This is a genomic window from Lysobacter sp. Root690, from assembly GCF_001427785.1.
GTDB lineage: Bacteria > Pseudomonadota > Gammaproteobacteria > Xanthomonadales > Xanthomonadaceae > Lysobacter.
In genome coordinates this window covers 176,173-194,282 of the sequence record NZ_LMHM01000001.1, presented here as the reverse complement: position 1 = coordinate 194,282, position 18,110 = coordinate 176,173, and the positions used below count along the sequence as shown (strand labels likewise).

Annotated in this window: 11 protein-coding genes; 8 read left to right on the top strand and 3 right to left on the bottom strand. The window is 66.9% G+C overall.

What is annotated here, in order from left to right; genetic code table 11:
• Window positions 1-22: 22 nt before the first annotated feature.
• Together ASD86_RS00820 and ASD86_RS00815 are read right to left on the bottom strand one after the other, a co-directional pair.
• Entirely contained in the window at window positions 23-448 is a 426-nt protein-coding gene (locus ASD86_RS00820; protein WP_056105908.1) for a DNA polymerase III subunit chi, read from the bottom strand.
• A 229-nt stretch (window positions 449-677) separates the two neighbouring features.
• On the bottom strand, window positions 678-2,165 hold the full coding sequence (locus tag ASD86_RS00815) for a leucyl aminopeptidase (protein ID WP_056105906.1): 1,488 nt from the start codon (window positions 2,163-2,165) through the stop codon (window positions 678-680).
• 291 nt (window positions 2,166-2,456) lie between these two features.
• Here ASD86_RS00815 and lptF point away from each other — a divergent pair, with 291 nt between their 5' ends.
• Both lptF and lptG read left to right on the top strand, forming a co-directional pair.
• The gene (gene lptF, locus ASD86_RS00810; protein ID WP_056105904.1) at window positions 2,457-3,539 is read left to right on the top strand and encodes an LPS export ABC transporter permease LptF; all 1,083 of its coding nucleotides are present in this window, start codon (window positions 2,457-2,459) and stop codon (window positions 3,537-3,539) included.
• Window positions 3,536-4,636, top strand: coding sequence for an LPS export ABC transporter permease LptG (lptG, locus tag ASD86_RS00805; protein WP_056105902.1), 1,101 nt, complete (start codon window positions 3,536-3,538; stop codon window positions 4,634-4,636). The genes lptF and lptG overlap by 4 nt, the downstream gene beginning before the upstream one ends.
• A 181-nt stretch (window positions 4,637-4,817) precedes the next feature.
• On the opposite strand, the gene ASD86_RS00800 is transcribed toward lptG, so the two are convergent.
• Complete coding sequence (locus ASD86_RS00800; protein WP_056105900.1) at window positions 4,818-5,312, bottom strand: RDD family protein; 495 nt, start codon at window positions 5,310-5,312, stop codon at window positions 4,818-4,820.
• A 145-nt stretch (window positions 5,313-5,457) separates the two neighbouring features.
• Between ASD86_RS00800 and xerD the strand changes: the two genes are divergently transcribed.
• From xerD to ASD86_RS00770, 6 genes are all read left to right on the top strand, one after another.
• On the top strand, window positions 5,458-6,405 hold the full coding sequence (gene xerD, locus ASD86_RS00795; protein ID WP_056105898.1) for a site-specific tyrosine recombinase XerD: 948 nt from the start codon (window positions 5,458-5,460) through the stop codon (window positions 6,403-6,405).
• Window positions 6,406-6,608: 203 nt separating this feature from the next.
• Complete coding sequence (locus tag ASD86_RS00790) at window positions 6,609-7,499, top strand: DsbC family protein (RefSeq protein ID WP_056105896.1); 891 nt, start codon at window positions 6,609-6,611, stop codon at window positions 7,497-7,499.
• Window positions 7,500-7,655: 156 nt separating this feature from the next.
• A complete protein-coding gene (locus ASD86_RS00785; protein ID WP_056105894.1) occupies window positions 7,656-8,534 on the top strand; it encodes a DsbC family protein in 879 nt (292 codons plus the stop codon).
• Window positions 8,535-8,775: 241 nt separating this feature from the next.
• Window positions 8,776-12,858 (top strand): phosphoribosylformylglycinamidine synthase, encoded by a 4,083-nt coding sequence (purL, locus tag ASD86_RS00780; protein WP_056105892.1) that lies wholly within the window; start codon window positions 8,776-8,778, stop codon window positions 12,856-12,858.
• Window positions 12,859-13,372: 514 nt separating this feature from the next.
• A complete protein-coding gene (gspE, locus tag ASD86_RS00775) occupies window positions 13,373-15,100 on the top strand; it encodes a type II secretion system ATPase GspE (RefSeq protein ID WP_056106999.1) in 1,728 nt (575 codons plus the stop codon).
• A gap of 272 nt (window positions 15,101-15,372) precedes the next feature.
• Complete coding sequence (locus ASD86_RS00770) at window positions 15,373-18,084, top strand: autotransporter outer membrane beta-barrel domain-containing protein (protein ID WP_082577947.1); 2,712 nt, start codon at window positions 15,373-15,375, stop codon at window positions 18,082-18,084.
• Window positions 18,085-18,110: the final 26 nt, after the last annotated feature.

Genomic DNA, 18,110 nt, shown 5'->3' with positions numbered 1-18,110 from the left:
CCCAATCCCGAATCCCCGCTGCTCACATATCGTGCTTGTTCAAAGCCAGCCCGCGCGCCTGGTACTGCTTCCAGCGTTCGCGCAGCGGGCCGCGCGCTGAGTCGTCGGCGGGGACCACTTCGAGTACGCGCTCGAAGCCGTCGGCGACGGCGGCGTCGCGCAGGTTGATGACCAGCGCGCGCAACGCGGCCTGCGAGTCGGGCGCGGCGATCAGCACGTCGGCTTCGTCCTCGTCCTCGTCCATGCCGGCGATCTGGTGCGGAATGTAGGCGTCCTCGCCCATGTCCCACAGCATGTCGTCGAGCTGTTCGGCCTGCTCGGCGCTGCGCGCCAGGATCAGCGTGGACAGCCCGGCGTCGTGCGCCTTGCGCGTGAGCTCGCAGACCAACCGAAGCGGTTCTTGTTTGAAGCGCGGCGATTGGATCAGGTAGAAGTCAGCGCGGGGCATAGGGGCCGGGAATCGGGAATGGGGAGTGGGGAATCGGTTGAAGCGAGAAGCGAGGAGCGAGAAGCGAGGAGCGAGGAGCGAGGAGCGAGGAGCGAGGAGCGAGGAGCGAGGAGCGGCTGCGACGCAAGCGCTTTGCCGATTCCCAATTCCCGATTCCCGATTCCCGGCTCCTGGAGAAACAGGAACCGGTCGCGACGCAAGCGCTCTACCGATTCCCGACTCCCGATTCTCAATTCCCGTTTCGTTCCAGCAGCCACTGGCTCAGCAGGCCCACCGGGCGACCGGTCGCCAGGCCGCGCTTGCCTTCTTCGTTGGATACGCCGGCGATGTCCAGATGCGCCCAGCGCTGGCCTTCGGTGAAGCGCGCGAGGAAGCAGCCGGCGGTGATCGCGCCGGCCCAGCGGCCGCCGATGTTGTAGACGTCGGCGAAGGCCGATTCGAGCTGGGTCTGGTACTCGTCCCATAGCGGCAGGCGCCAGGCGCGGTCGAACACTTCCTCGCCGGCGCTGAGCAGTTCGGCCGACAGGTCGTCGTCCTTGCTCATCAGGCCGGTGGCGAACTTGCCCAGCGCGACCACGCAGGCGCCGGTCAGGGTCGCCACGTCGAGCAGCGCCTGCGGTTCGAAACGCTGAGCGTAGGTCAGCGCATCGCACAGGATCAGGCGGCCTTCGGCGTCGGTGTTGCCGACCTCGATGGTCTTGCCGGACATGCTGGTGAGCACGTCGGAGGGGCGATACGCGTCGGCGTCGGGCATGTTCTCGACCGCCGGCACGATCACCACCAGGTTGATCGGCAACTGCATGCCGACCGCCGACACGAACGCGCCCATCACGCTGGCGGCGCCGCACATGTCGAACTTCATTTCCTCGATGCCGCCCTGGACCTTGAGGTTGATGCCGCCGGTGTCGAAGGTGATGCCCTTGCCGACCATCACATAGGGCTTTGCGTCGCCGCCATTGTTGTACTTGAGCACGATCAGCTTGGGCGGATTGGCCGAGCCGCGCGCGACCGCGAGCAGCGAGCCCATGCCCAGTTCCTGCATCTGCTCGCGATCGAGCACTTCGCAGTCGGTGGTGTCGAAGCGGTCCGCGAATTCGGTCGCCTGCTGGGCCAGATAGGCCGGGTTGCAGACGTTCGGCGGCAGGTTGCCCAGTTCGCGCGCGAACTGCACACCGGCGGCGATCGCCTGGCCCTGGGCCAGCGCGGTCGCATCCGAGCCACTGATCGACAGCGTGCGCAGGCCGGGTTCGTCCCGGCTCTTGCCGAGCGCGGCCTTGCCGAGGGTCGCGGTGTAGCGGTAGCAGGCGTGATCGGCGGCGATCGCGGCCTGACGGATCGCCCAGGCGGCGTCGCGGCCGGCGACCGGCTCTTCGCTGATGGTGAAGATCGCGTGCGCGACCGGACCGGCCTTGAGCGCGCGCGCGGCATCGCCGACCGCCTTGAGGTACTGGGCGACGCCGAACTTGCCGGCCTCGCCGAGGCCGACCACCAGCACGCGCGGCGAGGCCACGCCGGGCAGGTCGTGCAGCAGCGAGGTCTTGCCGGTCTTGCCGCTGATGTCGCCGCGCTCCAGCAGCGCGGTCAGGCGTCCGCCGCTGGCTTCATCCAGCGTTCGCGCGGTAGCCGTCAGGGTCTTGTCGGCAAAGGCGCCTACCACGACGCAGTCGGTTTGAGCGGCGGCGGACGCGTCGCGGTTCAGGTCGAATTCGAGGGTCATCCAACAGATTCCCGAGCAGATAAGAGGTTGTGTACGTACAATCGAACGGCTTTGCACAATGCGATGAACCGGGGCGAAGGCCGCGGAATCTGCATTGCCCATAACGCACCGGTGATCGCGTCAGAGGTGACTCTGGCACCAGCGGTCCGGCACCAGCGGTAAATCTGGGGCCTGTGCCGCGCAACCCCAACCCGGGGCGATCGCGGTCCGGCCGGCCGTCGAACGAACTCCCGAGTTTAAAGCAAGCCCGCCCGATGCCGAAGCCCAACCCGAAGCGCGCCTTCCGACCCGATGCTCAAGCTTGACCGATACCTCTCCGGCGAATTCGCCCAGGCGATCTTCGCCACCCTGGTGGTGCTGCTGATCGTAAGCGTCGGCGGCGCCTTCACCGATGTGCTCGAAGACATCGCCAAGGGCAAGGTCCCGGCCGGGATGATGCTCATCCAGCTGGGCCTGGTGCTGATCAAGTGGCTGCCGCTGATCCTGCCGCTGGCGCTGATGCTGGGGCTGATGCTCGGTATCGGCCGGCTCTATCGCGATTCGGAAATGCCGGTGATCTCCTCGATCGGCGTGGGCCCGCGCCGGCTGCTCAAGCCGCTGCTGCTGGTCGCCGGGCCGATCATCCTGCTGGTCGGGGCCTGCTCGCTGTGGCTGGGGCCCTGGGCCGACCGGGCCTCGCGGCAGATGATCAACGAGGCCAATCGCAGCCTGGTCGTGGCCGGCCTGGAGCCGGGCGCCTTCACCGGCCTGCCCGGCGACAACGGCGTGATCTATGTCGGCGCCATGTCCGACGACGGCACCCGGTTCGAACGCATCTTCATTTACCGGCACAAGCCCGGCCGCCAGGACGTGACCACCTCCAAGAGCGGCCGCCTGACCGTGGACGCCAACGGCGACCGCTATCTGACCCTCGACGACGGTTTCGAGGTCGAAGGCCCGGTCGACGGCAGCCTGAATTTCCGCCTGATGCGTTATGTCAGCAACGATGTGCTGTTGCCGGCCAGCGAGAACCGCTACGACCCCAAGTCGCCGGAAATGCTCAACACCCTGCAGCTGATCGGCGATCCCCGCCGCGAGGCCGCGGCCCAACTGCATTACCGGATCGCGCCGCCGCTGCTGGCGCTGGCGTTCGCGTTGCTGGCGGTGCCGCTGGCGCGCAGCACGCCGCGCCAGGCCCGTTACGGGACCATGCTGATCGGCTTTCTGGCGTTCCTGATCGGCAACAACTTCATGATGATGGGCACCGGCTGGATCGAGGACGGCAAGACCCCGGCCGCGCTGGGGCTGTGGTGGCTGACCTTGCCGATGCTGGCGGTGACGTCCTGGATGTATTTCCGTGACGGCCGGGTCGGCCGGCGCAGGGCGATCGTATGAAGCCGTTTCCGAAGATCCACGACGTCTATGTCGCCAAGGTCGTGCTCAGCACGGTGCTGCTGACCTGGGCGGTGCTGCTGGGCCTGGATTTCATGCTCAGCTTCGTCAACGAGTTCGGCGATGTCGGCAAGGGCCGCTACAGCGTGGTCCAGGCCTTGGCCTACATGCTGCTGACCGTGCCGCGCCGCGCCTATGCGCTGTTTCCGTACGCCTCGGTGGTCGGTTCGCTGATGGCGCTGGGGCAACTGGCGTCGACCTCCGAGCTGACCGTGCTGCGCGCGATCGGCCTGTCGCGGCGGCGCCTGAGCATCGCGGTGGCCGGCTCGCTGGCGATCCTGACCGTGCTGATGGTGATCAACGGCGAGACCGTCGCGCCCGAGGCGCAGCGTCGCGCCGAATCGCTCAAGGCCGCGGCCAAGTCCAACAACCAGGTCGTGGCCGAGTACTCCGGGCTGTGGGCGCGCGAGGGCGATGTGATCCTCAGCGCGAGCCAGGGCCAGGAGCGCAGCGCCGGCAACGACCGCTGGTTGGAACTGCGCAACGTCAGCCTGTACCAGTTCGGCGCCGATGGCCGCCTGGTCTCGATCGCGATCGCCGGCATCGCCGAGCACCGTCCCGGCGGCTGGCTGCTGCGTAACGTCACCCGCACCACTTTCCACGCCAAGTCGGCCGAGAAGGTGCAGATTCCCGAGGAGCGCTGGGAGTCCAAGCTCGACAGCTCGGCGTTGATGAGCGGCACCAATCGCCCGCGTTATCTGACCGCCAAGGCGCTGCACAAGGCGATCGAGGACCGTCAGCGCAATCAGCTCGATGCCGGCGAATTCGAAGCGCACTACTGGGGCCGCTGGTTCTATCCGCTCAATGTGCTGGCGCTGTGTCTGGCGGCGGTGCCGTTCGCCTTCGGCAGCCTGCGCAGCGGCGGCATGGGCAAGCGCTTGTTCATCGGCATCGTGTTCGCGCTGGTGTTCTGGCTGCTGCAGACCCAGTTCGTCGAACTGGCCAAGGTGTTCCGCTTCGACTTCCGCTTGGCCTATCTGGCGCCGACGGTGGTGATGCTGGTGGTGTCGACGCTGTTGTTCAGACGACGATCGGGTTAGCGCCAGCGGCTTGTTCGGGTCGTTAGCGTGTTGCCCTGAGGTGTGTGTGGCGTTCGGCTACGACGAGCCAAGCGACGCAACCACACGACCACGTTCGGCGATCGCAACGAATCGGGGCTCAAGCCCCACCCGCGCAAACCTCGTGGTCTGCGACGTTGGCTAGCGGCGCGATGCGACGCGCTTACTTGGTGCGCTTGGGCAACCGGATCGTGCGGGTCCCGCTCGCGCGATCGTGCCAAGTCAGGCGATCGCGGTCGAACCACGCCCACCAGAAGCCCAATCCCGCCGCGGCCAGCGACACAGTGCCGACGGCGTAACGCAGCCACAGCGCTTTCCAGCCGGGGGCTTGATCGCCCGGGCCGGTCACCTTCAGCCGCCACGGCCGCATGCCCAGAGTCTGGCCGCCGCGGCGCCAACTCACCGTCGTATAGGCGCCTGCGAGCAGCCAGCACACGGTCCACTGCACCGTCCACCACAAGGTGTAGGGGCGGATGTTTTCGTGGGTGTCGTGCCCGGCCAGAGTGAACGCCAGCACCGAGATCAGGCCGGTGGCCATCCACAAGGCCAGCACCGGCCAGAAGTCGTAGAACATCGACAGCAGCCGCCAGCCGATCAGGGCGGCGGGGCGGGCGGGCGCGGTGTCGGCGGCGGGGACGGTCGGGTCGGGCGAAGTCATCGCATCAGGATAAGCGAGGTCGGGTCGGGAACCACCCGCGCAGGCTTGCGGCGCGGGCGTTGCGCTCGCCGCCGCAGCGCTTGCCTGTCGCTTTCCCGCGCCCGCCGTCTTTGCCATTCCGCGGTCGTGGGCCGATCATGCCGGCATGAGTTCCACCACCCCCGCCGAACGCCGCGTCCAGGCCATGTCGCTGCCGCCGCTGGACGACGCCGACGCCATCGCCATCACCGCGTTCCTCGACACCATCTGGGCCGAGAACGGACTCGCGCGGCAGACCCTGGACAGCTACCGCCGCGACCTGGAGGGCCTGGCGCGCTGGCGCGACGGCGCCGGTCTGGCCGATGCCGATCGCACGGCGCTGTACGACTACTTGGCCTGGCGCGCCCGCGAAGGCTATTCGCCGCGTAGCAACGCCCGTCTGCTGTCGGCCTTGCGCGCGTTCTATGCGTTTCGGGTACGACGCGGTCACCGTCATGACGACCCCACCGCATTGCTGGCGCCGCCGAAGCTGCCACGCTCGCTGCCCAAGGCGCTGGCCGAAAGCCAGATCGACGCGCTGTTGAACACGCCCGACCTGGACACCCCGCTGGGCCTGCGCGACCGCGCCATGCTCGAGCTGATGTACGCCGCCGGCTTGCGCGTGAGCGAACTGGTCAACCTGCCGGCGACCGCGCTCAACCTGCGCCAGGGCGTGCTGCGGGTGATGGGCAAGGGCAGCAAGGAGCGGCTGGTGCCGCTGGGCGAGGAGGCCCAGCACTGGCTGGAGCGCTACCTCGCCCAATCGCGGCCGCGACTGGCCGGCAAGCGCGCGCTGGCGCCGTTGTTCATCGAAGCCAGCGGCGAAGCCCCGACCCGGCAGGCGTTCTGGCATCTGGTCAAGCGCAACGCGGTGCTCGCCGGAATCGACCCGGCCAAGATCAGCCCGCACGGCCTGCGCCACAGCTTCGCCACCCATCTGCTCAACCACGGCGCCGACCTGCGCGCGCTGCAGATGCTGCTGGGGCACAGCTCGCTATCGACCACCCAGATCTACACCTTGGTCGCACGCGAACACTTAAAAAAGCTGCACGCGCGACACCATCCACGTGGCTAAACGGAGCTGATTGCGTGCCAGCGTCGGCGGTCTGTCCGGGTCGGCTCCCGCAGCGGCGATGTCTATCCAGAAGCGGTGTCCGTTGCGATCTGTGTGACCCAGGTCGCGGAACGCGATCTGCGACGCCCCGCATGCCACCGGCGCTCGAACCTAATGCGCGCCGAGTTGTCGATTCGCTCACTTGTCATCAGGACCCGCAGCAGATGAAGCGCATCCTCATTACCGTGCTTGGCGCCGTCATCAGCCTGTCCGCCTGCGCCCAAGCGCCGCAGGGTGCCGCCGCGGCGGGCGGGACCGATCCAGTGAAGGACCGCGCGGGCGTGCCGGCGACCCCGGCCGGCACCGCGCCCCAGGTCGTCGCGGGCAGCGCCGACGCGCGCGCCATCGAGGCCATGCGCGCCCTCAACCCCAACGTCGCCATCGACAAGGTTGGCCCGGCGCCGATGCCGGGGCTGCGCGAAATCCTGGTCCAGGGCCAAGTGGTCTACGTCAGCGACGACGGCGGCTATTTGTTCCTGCCGGGCACCGGTGGCGCGCTGTTCAACATCAAGGGCAAGCGCAACGTGACCGAAGACAGCCTGGCCGGCATGCGCCGCGACCTGGTCAAGACGATTCCGGCCAGCGAGCGCATCGTGTTCGCCCCGGCCAATCCCAAGCACACCGTCACCGTGTTCACCGACGCGGAATGTGGTTATTGCCGCAAGCTGCACGGCGAGATCGCCGAGTACAACCGTCAAGGGATCGCGGTGGAATATCTGGCCTTCCCGCGCATGGGCATCGGCAGCGACGACTACAAGAAGATGGTTTCGGTGTGGTGCGCGGCCGACCGGCGCGAGGCGCTGACCGCGGTCAAGTCCGATCGCGCCGTATCAAGCAAGACCTGCAAGAACACGGTCGAGCAGCAGTACCAGATCGGCCAGCGCGCCGGCGTCGGCGCGACCGGCACGCCGACGATCCTCAACGCCGACGGTTTCCATGTCGGCGGCTACGTCCCGCCGGCGCAGTTGCGCGAGCGGCTGGACAAGCTGGCCGCCGAATCCGAGCGCGCGTCCAGGCCGGCCGCCGCGGTCGCCGCCCCGGCCGGCGGCGCGTAACCCCGGCGGCCCCGTCGCTCCCGCGGCTGCGCCGCGGTCAGTGCGACCCTTGTCGCGGAACACGGACTGCAAACCCGCTCCATGCCACAATCGGCTGAACCTGATGTCCCTCGGGCGGTCGAACGCCCACTCGCTCCCGTCAAGGATCCACAGCAAATGAAGCGCATCCTCCTCGTCCTGCTAGGCGCCATCAGCCTGTCCGCCTGCGCCCAGGCGCCGCAGGCCGCAGCCGCCAAGACCGATCCGGCCAAGCCCGCCGCGCAAGCGTCGAAGGGCGCCGCGCCGAAGGTCGAGGCCGGCAGCGCCGACGCGCGCGCGGTCGACGCCATCCGCACCCTCAACCCCAACGTCACCATCGACAAGGTCGGTCCGGCGCCGATGCCGGGCTTCCGCGAGGCGCTGGCCCAGGGCCAGGTCGTGTACGTCAGCGACGACGGCCGTTACCTGTTCCTGCCCGGTTCCGGCGGCGCGCTGTTCGACACCCAGGTCAAGAAGAACCTCAGCGAAGACAGCCTGGCGGGAATGCGCAAGGACCTGGTCAAGTCCATCCCGGCGAGCGAGCGCATCGTGTTCGCGCCGGCCAATCCCAAGCACACCGTCACCGTGTTCACCGACGTGGAATGCGGCTACTGCCGCAAGCTGCACAGCGAGATCGCCGAATACAACCGCCAGGGCATTGCGATCGAATACCTGGCGTTCCCGCGCATGGGCATCGGCAGCGACGACTACAAGAAGATGGTCTCGGTGTGGTGCGCTCCGGATCGCCGCAAGGCGCTGACCGACGCCAAGAGCGATCACGGCTCGGTCGCCAGCAAGGACTGCAAGAACACCGTCACCCAGCAGTACAACATCGGCCAGCGCGCCGGCCTGACCGGCACCCCGATGATCCTGACCGCCGACGGCGTGCAGCTCGGCGGCTACGTCCCGCCGGCGCAGTTGCGCGAGGCGCTGGACAAGCTGGCGGCCGAATCGAAGAAGCCGGCCGGCGCGGCCAAGCCGACCGCGGCGGTGGCCGCTCCGGTGGGCGGGCTGTAAGCCGAACGGTGCTTTAAACCGGGCCGCTCCGGTTCGTTCCGCGAAAAGGCCGCGCATTGCGCGGCCTTTTCGTTTCTGCCGGTTGAGGTCCCCCGGTGGCTGGCCTCAGGGCAGGGCGCCCGGAGGATCGACCCGTCCAGCGGTCCGCGACCCCATCGTCGTGTCGGCCGGGCACGCGGCCCAAAGCCCGGGCCCCGTTTTGGTTACAATACCGGGCCCTGCGTTGCACGGTTCCCCGGACATGATCGTCCTCGAGGGCCCCTCGGCCCTGTCTTCGTTCCGCCGCGAGCGTCTCCAAGCTCGCCTGTCCGCCCTTCATTCCAGCGTCCGCCTGTTAGACGCCTGGCCCGTGTACTGGGTCGAACCCGAAGCCGGCGCCTCGCCCGACGACGCGACCCTGCGTCGCATCCTGCAGGCCGAGCCAACCGAAGCGGTGCGCGAAAGCGGTGCTGTTTCGCGTTACGTAAGCCCGCGCCTGGGCACGCTCTCGCCCTGGGCCAGCAAGGCCACCGAACTGCTGCGCGGCGCCGGCCAGCCGGTCAAGCGGGTCGAACGCGGCACCCGCTACGACCTGAGCGGCTGGCCGAGCGACGCCGCCACCCAGGGCGCGCTGGCCAAGGTCCTGCACGACCCGATGACCCAGTCGCTGCTCGACACCAGCGACGACGCGGCGGCGCTGTTCTCGGTGCCCGCGCGCGGCGAGCTCGAGCGCATCGCGCTGGACGATCTGGAATCGGCCAATACGCGCCTGGGCCTGGCCCTGGCCGACGACGAAATAGGCTACCTGCGCGAACGCTACACCGCGCTGGGCCGGATGCCGTCCGACGTCGAACTGATGATGTTCGCGCAGGCCAATTCCGAGCATTGCCGGCACAAGATCTTCAATGCCTCGTGGACGCTCGACGGTCGCGAACAGCAGTACTCGCTGTTCAAGATGATCAAGCACACCCACGCGCAGACCCCGGAAAACACCTTGTCGGCGTACAGCGACAATGCCGCGGTGGTCGAAGGTTATCCGGCGCGCCGGTTCCGGCCGCAGCCGGGCAGCCAGGCCTACACGGCCGAGGCGCAGATCCCGTCGGCGTTCTGTATCAAGGTCGAAACCCATAACCACCCGACCGCGATCGCGCCGTTCCCCGGCGCCAGCACCGGCAACGGCGGCGAAATCCGCGACGAAGGCGCGACCGGGCGCGGCGGCCGGCCCAAGGCCGGTCTGTGCGGTTTCAGCGTTTCGCACCTGCGTATTCCAACCCTGCCGCAGCCGTGGGAAAGCGAACGTTCGCTCAACCCGCGCATGGCGCCGGCCCTGGAAATCATGCTCGACGGCCCGATCGGCGCGGCCGCGTTCAACAACGAATTCGGCCGGCCGAACCTGGTCGGTTATTTCCGCAGCTTCGAATTGTCCGAAGGCGAAACCGCCAACGGCACGCTGACCCGCGCCTACGACAAGCCGATCATGCTCGCCGGCGGCCTGGGCGCGATCGATCGCGTGCAGGTGGCCAAGCTGGGCTTGAAGCCCGGCCATGCGGTGATCGTGCTCGGCGGCCCGGCGATGCTGATCGGCCTGGGCGGCGGCGCGGCCAGCTCGGTCGCCTCCGGCGACAGCGCCGAGGACCTGGATTTCGCCAGCGTGCAGCGCGACAACCCGGAGATGGAACGCCGCTGCCAGGAAGTGATCGACCGCTGCGTCGCGCTCGGCGAAAACAACCCGATCGACAGCGCCCACGACGTCGGCGCCGGCGGACTGTCCAACGCGATTCCCGAACTGCTGCACGACTCCAACCTCGGCGGCGTGATCGATCTGGCGAAAGTGCCGAGCGACGATCCCTCCTTGTCGCCGATGCAGCTGTGGTGCAACGAATCGCAGGAACGCTACGTGCTGGGCCTGCCGGCCGATCGCGTGGCCGATTTCGCAGCGATCTGCGAACGCGAGCGCTGCCCGTTCGCGGTGGTCGGGTATGCGACCGCGGAAGAGCGTCTGGTGGTCGGTTATGGCGCGACGATCGAATCGGTTTACGGCACCGAAGCATCCCTTCTCCCGCTGGCGGGAGAAGGTGCCCGAAGGGCGGATGAGGGCAACGCAACCGCCGCGCACCCTCACCCCAACCCCTCTCCCGCAAGCGGGAGAGGGACTTCTGACTGGCCCATCGATTTCCCGATGGACGTCCTGTTCGGCAAGCCGCCGAAAATGCACCGCGATACCCGCCATCCCGCATCCGCGCCGTGGCCGGCGCTGGACTGGGACGGGCTCGATCTGCGCGAAGCCGGCCTGCGCGTGCTCGCGCACCCGACCGTCGCGGCGAAGAATTTCCTCATCACCATCGGCGACCGCACCGTCGGCGGCCTGGTCGCGCGCGATCAGATGATCGGCCCGTGGCAGTTGCCGATGGCCGATTGCGCGATCACCTTGAGCGACTTCGACGGCTTCGTCGGCGAAGCGATGGCGGTCGGCGAACGCACTCCGCTGGCGCTGCTCGACGCGGCCGCCGCGGCGCGCATGGCGGTCGGTGAAGCGATCACCAACCTGTGCGCCGCGCCGGTCGAATCGCTCAATCGCATCAAGCTGTCGGCCAACTGGATGGCCGCGGCTTCGCATCCGGGCGAAGACGCGCTGCTGTTCGATGCGGTCAAGGCGGTCGGCCTGGAGTTGTGCCCGGAGCTCGAACTGAGCATTCCGGTCGGCAAGGATTCGCTGTCGATGCAGGCACAGTGGAGCGCGAATCGGGAAGGCGCATCGTCGCCGGTCGCGCACAAATCCGTATCGCCGGTCTCGCTGATCGTCAGCGCATTCGCACCGGTGGTCGACGTGCGTCAGCAACTCACGCCGCTGTTGTCGCGCGAGGGCGACACCGAGCTGTGGCTGATTGGCCTGGGCGCCGGCAAGCAACGCCTGGGTGGGTCGGTGCTGGCGCAGGTGCATCCGCAGGCGGTCGGCAAGCATGCGGCGGACGGCGGCCTGCCGGCGTTCGCTGGACAGACCGGCGACGGCGCGCGGCATGAAAGCGGCGTGCCCGATCTCGACAGCCCGCAGCGTCTGCGCGATTTCTTCGAACTCATCCGCGATGCGCGCGAAGCCGGCCTGTTGCTGGCCTATCACGACCGCAGCGACGGCGGCGCGTTCGCGACCCTGGCGGAAATGGCGTTCTGCTCGCGCCTGGGCCTGGACATCAGCCTCGACGGTTGGGGCGAAGACCCGTTCCGCACCTTGTTCAACGAAGAACTCGGCGCGATCGTGCAGATCCACAACGACGACCGCGCCGAATTCGCCGACCTGATTTCGCGCCACGGTCTGATCGATTGCGCGCAACGCATCGCCAAACCGACCACGGCGCCGTCGATCCGGGTCAAGGACGACGGCAAGGTGCTGATGGAATGGCGCTGGGACGAATTGTTCGATGCGTGGTGGTCGACCAGCCATGCCTTGCAGAAGCTGCGCGACAACCCCGACTGCGCCGACGAAGAGCGCGCGATCGCGCGCGATTTCGCCGCGCCGGGCTTGAAGCCGAAATTGAACTTCGACCCGAACGAAGACATCGCCGCGCCGTTCATCAACACCGGCGCGCGGCCGAAGGTCGCGATCCTGCGCGAGCAGGGCGTTAACGGCCAGATCGAAATGGCCGCCGCATTCGACCGCGCCGGCTTCGAAGCCTTCGACGTGCATATGAGCGACCTGATCAACGGCCGCTTCGCGCTGGAAGACTTCAAGGGCTTCGCCGCCTGCGGCGGCTTCAGCTACGGCGACGTGCTCGGTGCCGGCCGCGGCTGGGCCACCAGCATTCTCGAGCGCAGCGCGTTGCGCGATGCCTTCGCCGAGTTCTTCGCGCGCGAAGACAGCTTCTCGCTGGGCGTGTGCAACGGTTGCCAGATGCTCGCCCAGCTCAAGCCGATCGTGCCGGGCGCCGAGCATTGGCCGGTGTTCCTGCGCAATCGCAGCGAGCAGTTCGAAGCGCGCCTGGGATTGCTGGAAGTGGTCGAATCGCCGTCGCTGTTCCTGCGCGGCATGGCCGGCTCGCGGATTCCGGTCGCGGTCGCCCACGGCGAAGGCCGCGCGAGCTTCGCCAACAACCTCGATCAAAGCGCCGCCGACATCGCGCTGCGCTACATCGACGGCGAAGGCCGCGTCGCCGAGCGTTACCCGCTCAACCCGAACGGCTCGCCCGACGGCATCGCCGGCCTGACCAGCCGCGACGGCCGCGCGACCTTGCTGATGCCGCATCCCGAACGCACCCTGCGCAGCGCCAATTTCAGCTGGTCGCCGAAGGACTGGGCCGGCGACTCGCCGTGGCTGCGCATGTTCCGCAATGCGCGGGTGTGGGTGGGTTGATTCGCTGGCTCACACAGATCCGCCGGTAATGCCGCGAAAGGCGCCTGAATCGGGCGCCTTTCGTTTTCCGGCGAGTCGAGTGCGTCCGCACCGGTCATAGCTGGCTGTTATCGTCGATTAGGTCGCAGCGATCGCTGCGTATCGCGTCTGCAACATGCGGCTTGCAGGCTGCGCTATGCCGCGGGCATGAACGCCGGCCTTATCGCAAAACCTGCTGTACGGGTCACGTTCGAGGAACGATTAGCACAACGCGAGACCGGTCGGCGGCGTCGACATGGCATGCATGCGTCCAAACTGTGACGGAACTTTCACTCCCCGCGTTGCTCGAATTGATGAATCCGAAGCCTTGCGACCGCGTTGCGGACACTGGCCGGTCCTCGAGCCTAGACCGCGGCGCAGCGCGCCGTGGCCGTCGGCTCAGGGCTGGTAGAGACCGCGAGCGAAACTGCTAAAGTCCAAGGTTCACGCGCAGGAGGGTGACGTGAACGCAGTAGCCGATTCGATCAATCCGACCATCGATCCGACCAACAACGCCGCCGGGCTCACCGGTCAGGCCGCGGTGGACGCACGCATCGTCGATGCGCTGGTGGCTAAGGGCCGCCTCAAGGAACCCGATCTGTCGCGCGCGCGGCGGTTGCAGGAGGAAACCGGCGGCAGCCTGCTGGCCTTGCTGGCGCGGCTGGGTCTGGTATCCGAGCGCGACCACGCCGAGACCGTCGCGGCCGCGCTGGACCTGCCGCTGGTCAGCATCAAGGACGCGCCCGAGCTGCCGCCCGAGGGCGTGGCGCTGACCCTCAAGTTCATGAAGCAGTTCGCGATCTGCCCGGTCGGCGAAGGCGAAAGCCACGTCGAGGTGCTGATGGCCGATCCGCAGGACGCCTATCAGGTCGACGCGCTGCGTCTGGCCACCCAGCGTGAGGTCCGTCCCTTCGTGGCGCTGCGTTCGGAGATCGGCGACCTGATCGAGCGCTGGCACGGCCAGGGCCGCAGCGCGATGGGCGCGATCGTGGAAACCGCCGAGGGCGAGGGCGCAGGCGATCTCGACGATGTCGAGCATCTGCGCGACCTGGCGTCCGAAGCGCCGGTGATCCGGCTGGTGAACCTGGTGATCCAGCGCGCGGTCGAGCTGCGCGCCTCGGACATCCACATCGAACCGTTCGAAAACCGCCTGAAGGTGCGCTACCGCATCGACGGCGTGTTGACCGAGGGCGAAAGCCCGCCGGCCAACCTCACCGCCGCGGTGATCAGCCGCATCAAGATCATGGCCAAGCTCAACATCGCCGAGCGCCGCCTGCCGCAGGACGGCCGGATCATGCTGCGCGTGCAGGGCAAGGAGCTCGACCTGCGCGTGAGCACGGTGCCGACCGCGCACGGCGAGTCGGTGGTGATGCGTCTGCTCGATCGCGAAACGGTGGTGTTCGACTTCTACAAGCTCGGCTTCACCGACGAATTCCTGCCGCAGTTCCAGAAGGTGCTCGACCAGCCGCACGGGATCATGCTGGTGACCGGCCCGACCGGCTCGGGCAAGACCACCACGCTGTACACCGCGCTGAGCAAGCTCAACACCAGCGACGTCAAGATCATCACGGTCGAGGACCCGGTCGAATACCAGATCGAGGGCATCAACCAGATCCAGGCCAAGCCGCAGATCGGCCTGGACTTCTCACATGCCCTGCGCTCGATCGTGCGTCAGGACCCGGACATCATCATGATCGGCGAAATGCGCGATCTGGAGACGTGCAAGATCGCGATCCAGTCGGCGCTGACCGGCCACCTGGTGCTCAGCACCCTGCACACCAACAACGCCGCCGGCGGCATCACCCGCTTGCTCGACATGGGCGTGGAGGACTATCTGCTGACCTCGACCATCAACGGCATCCTGGCCCAGCGCCTGGTGCGCAAGCTCGAACCGACCCACGCCGAGCGCTACCCGGCGTCGCCGGAGGAAATCGAGAAGTTCAACCTGCGCCGCTACCAGCCGCAGGGCGAGATCTGCCTGTACCGGCCCAAGCCGTCGGCGCTGGCGCCGAGCGGTTACCACGGCCGCACCACGATCATGGAATTCCTGGTCATGAACGACGACCTGCGCCGCGCGGTGATGCGTCACGCCGGCATGGGCGAGATCGAACAGATCGCGCGCGAGAGCGCCGGCATGCGCACCATGTACGAGGACGGCATCATCAAGGCGATGGCCGGGCAGACCACGATCGAGGAAGTGCTGCGGGTGACCGAGGATGCTTGAAGTCTCGGTTCAAGTGCTTTATCGAACGGCGAAACTTTCCAGGCGCGTTAAAGCAGTCGGTCGAAAGCCTCGGCTTTCGCTTCACCCGGCTGGTGCAGGCAACCTGGTGCCCCGATGAAAACTTGCGAGCCCGACTCTGACCGCATGCGGTTTTCGCACTGCTAAACGCTGGGCGTCGTTTTCTCTCGTGTCGCGAGAGATGCGATCACGATCAGCTAATATTTGCAGTCTTTATTTGTGCCGTGTGTGCGGCAAGGTTCGAGGTTTACTATATGGATGTTGAAATCCATCGGTTTTCGGTGCGTTCGCGCGGCGTCGGCTCTGTGGGTCTGCGGGTTTTAGCGGTCGCGATCGCATGCGCCATACAGGTTCCGGCGTGGGCCGCCTGCAGCAATAACTCGCCGGTCAGCGGCGAAACCGTGAACTGTGATTCGACCGCTCCTAATCCTCAAACCAGCGGGATAGTCGGCGGAGCTGGGGTCGATTCGGTGGTCGTGAACATTCAGGCCGGTTCGGAGATCAGTGTGATTCCCGATGCTACGGGGCTGGGCATCACTGCTACCGGTAATGCCTGGCGTATCAACAATAGCGGAAGCATCGTCAATAACAGCCTCAGTTCGCCTGGAGCGATCCGCATCCTCGGCGCCGACGCCAGAGTGGACAACATCGGTTCCATCAGGAGCCGATCGACCGCCGCCGAACTGGGTGCGCGCGCCGAGTTCATCAATTCCGGCGCCGTTTACGGCGAAGGCACCGCGATCGAGCTGGGTGATGACAGTCGCGTCGTGAACCGCGGTGACATCCGAGCGGCTCGCTTCATAGGTGTTTCGTTTCAAAACGCCGGACAGCTGATCAACGAGGCCGGTGCGACCATTACGTCCGACCGGGCTGTCGCGGTACGCGGCTCGAATGGATTGCAAATCGACAACCGCGGAACCATCGTGGGCGAAACCGCCGTGGGGATCGACGGCGGCGATTCCAGAATCACGAATTATGCCGGTGGTCTTATTGAGTCCAGGGTGTCCGATCACTATGCGATCGGATTGGGCGGCGGAAACGACAGCATCCTCAACAACGGCATGATCAAGGCATCGAATGCGATTTCGTTCGGCGCAGGCGACGACAGCCTGACCATGACGGGCGGATCGACGTTGGAGGGACGCGTCGACGGCGGCGAGGGTAACGATCGCCTGCGTCTGGAAGGCGGCAACAGCCTCGCATTGGCCTCTTTCCACGATTTCGAAACCATCCAGGCCGTCGCCGATTCGCGTTGGGCCCTGTCCGGCGCCGTGCAATCGGCCACGTCGCCGTTGAGCTTCGACATCGGCGAGCGCGCCCAGCTCGACTTGGCCGGCGCGGTCGGCGCGACCGCTCTGACCAAGGTCGGCGCTGGCGTTCTGCGTATTTCCGGCGATAGCGCCGCCAATGCCGGAGCCGTTTCGGTCAATGCCGGAACCCTGATCGTGGATGGCGCCTTGGGCGGCGATGTGCGCGTGGCTGCGGGTGCTGCGTTGTCCGGGGTGGGCCGCGTGGGTAGCCTCGCCAATGCCGGTACGCTGGCGCCGGGCAACAGTCTGGGAACCTTGAGCATCACGGGCGACTACCTTCATCAGGCCAGCGGCATCTTGCAGGTCGATGTCGACGCCGCCGGCGCTTCCGACCTGTTGCGGGTCGGCGGTAAGGCCACCTTGCAAGGCGGCCGGGTCGATGTGGTCAAGGCGCCCGGCCAGTACGCGGGCGGCACGCGCTATGTCTTGGTCGACGCCGCCGGCGGTGTCAGCGGCCAGTTCGCTCAGCTCACGCAGAATTCGCCGTTCCTGGATCTGTTGCTGTCCTACGACGCGCAACACGTCTATCTGGACGTTGCACGCAATCGCACCCGTTACGTGGATGTTTGCTCGGACTTCAATCAGTGTCAGTCCGCGGCCCTGGTCGATGCGATCAGCGTGCGCCAGCAGTTGGGTCCCGATACTGAAACCGTGCTCGATGAATTGAGCACGCTGGACGTCGGTGGAGCACGCTCGGCCTTGTCGAGTCTGAGCGGGAACATCCATGCTAGTTTCGCCAACGTGTTGCTGGATAACGCCGCGGAACGCACGCAGGCACTGTCCAGGCGGCTGTTGGAGCGGCGTGGCAGCGAAGACGAGCGCCACCGCGGCGGAGCCGGTTGGGTGCAGGTTTTTGGTGGTTCCGGGCAAATGGATTCCGAAGCCGCCGCGCATGGCGCCGACTACACGTCGCGCGGTATCGCGATCGGCATGGACGCCTGGTTGAATGAGCACTGGCTGTTGGGTGCCAGCGTGCATGCGGGCAATCTGGATGCCGACTTCGCGCGGGGCGAGCGTGGCGAGGCCGATACGCTGGGGTTGTCGTTGTACGGCGGCTATTCCGGCGCGCGCTTTTATGTCGATGGGGCGTTGAGCTATTCGCAATTGGACAATGAGCTGGCTCGCTCGATACGGGTCGGTTCGATCCAGCGGCGGGCCGGTTCCGAGTACGACGGCGAGAGCTACGGCGCTTCGCTGGAAGCCGGCATCAATGTCGAGATCGGCGCTTCTTTGCTGCAACCGCTGCTGAGCATCGAAGTCGATCGCATCAAGCAAGACGCATTCCGCGAAACCGGCGCCGCCGATCTGGATCTGCTGGGCAAGACCCTGGAAGTCGAGCGCACCACCGCCGGACTGGGCGCCCGCTGGTCGTATCGTTACGAAGGCGACAGCTGGCGCCTGGAGCCCGCGGTTCAGGCGCGGTGGCTGTCGAGCTCTTCGGATCGCTATGCCGAGTTGGATGCGGCGCTGGTCGGGGCGCCGGAGCTGAGTTTCCGAAGCCGAGGCCTGGCTGTACCGGCCGACCGCTCCGCACTCGGCCTTGGCCTCAGGGCCCGCCGTGGGCAGAATCTGGAACTTCAATTTGCTTATGAGTTCCAACACGGGGACCGTTTCAAATCCCAGAATGGCAGTGTGGGGCTGCGCTGGGCGTGGTAGTAGTTAACTCCTTGCGTTTCACGTGA

What these genes read in the sequence shown, in the direction of transcription:
- ASD86_RS00815 (WP_056105906.1), bottom strand. Translation starts at nt 2,165, where the DNA reads ATGACCCTCGAATTCGACCTGAACCGCGACGCGTCCGCCGCCGCTCAA.
- ASD86_RS00800 (WP_056105900.1), bottom strand. Translation starts at nt 5,312, where the DNA reads ATGACTTCGCCCGACCCGACCGTCCCCGCCGCCGACACCGCGCCCGCC.
- ASD86_RS00820 (WP_056105908.1), bottom strand. Translation starts at nt 448, where the DNA reads ATGCCCCGCGCTGACTTCTACCTGATCCAATCGCCGCGCTTCAAACAA.
- ASD86_RS00770 (WP_082577947.1), top strand. Translation starts at nt 15,373, where the DNA reads ATGGATGTTGAAATCCATCGGTTTTCGGTGCGTTCGCGCGGCGTCGGC.
- ASD86_RS00785 (WP_056105894.1), top strand. Translation starts at nt 7,656, where the DNA reads ATGAAGCGCATCCTCCTCGTCCTGCTAGGCGCCATCAGCCTGTCCGCC.
- purL (WP_056105892.1), top strand. Translation starts at nt 8,776, where the DNA reads ATGATCGTCCTCGAGGGCCCCTCGGCCCTGTCTTCGTTCCGCCGCGAG.
- ASD86_RS00790 (WP_056105896.1), top strand. Translation starts at nt 6,609, where the DNA reads ATGAAGCGCATCCTCATTACCGTGCTTGGCGCCGTCATCAGCCTGTCC.
- lptF (WP_056105904.1), top strand. Translation starts at nt 2,457, where the DNA reads ATGCTCAAGCTTGACCGATACCTCTCCGGCGAATTCGCCCAGGCGATC.
- xerD (WP_056105898.1), top strand. Translation starts at nt 5,458, where the DNA reads ATGAGTTCCACCACCCCCGCCGAACGCCGCGTCCAGGCCATGTCGCTG.
- lptG (WP_056105902.1), top strand. Translation starts at nt 3,536, where the DNA reads ATGAAGCCGTTTCCGAAGATCCACGACGTCTATGTCGCCAAGGTCGTG.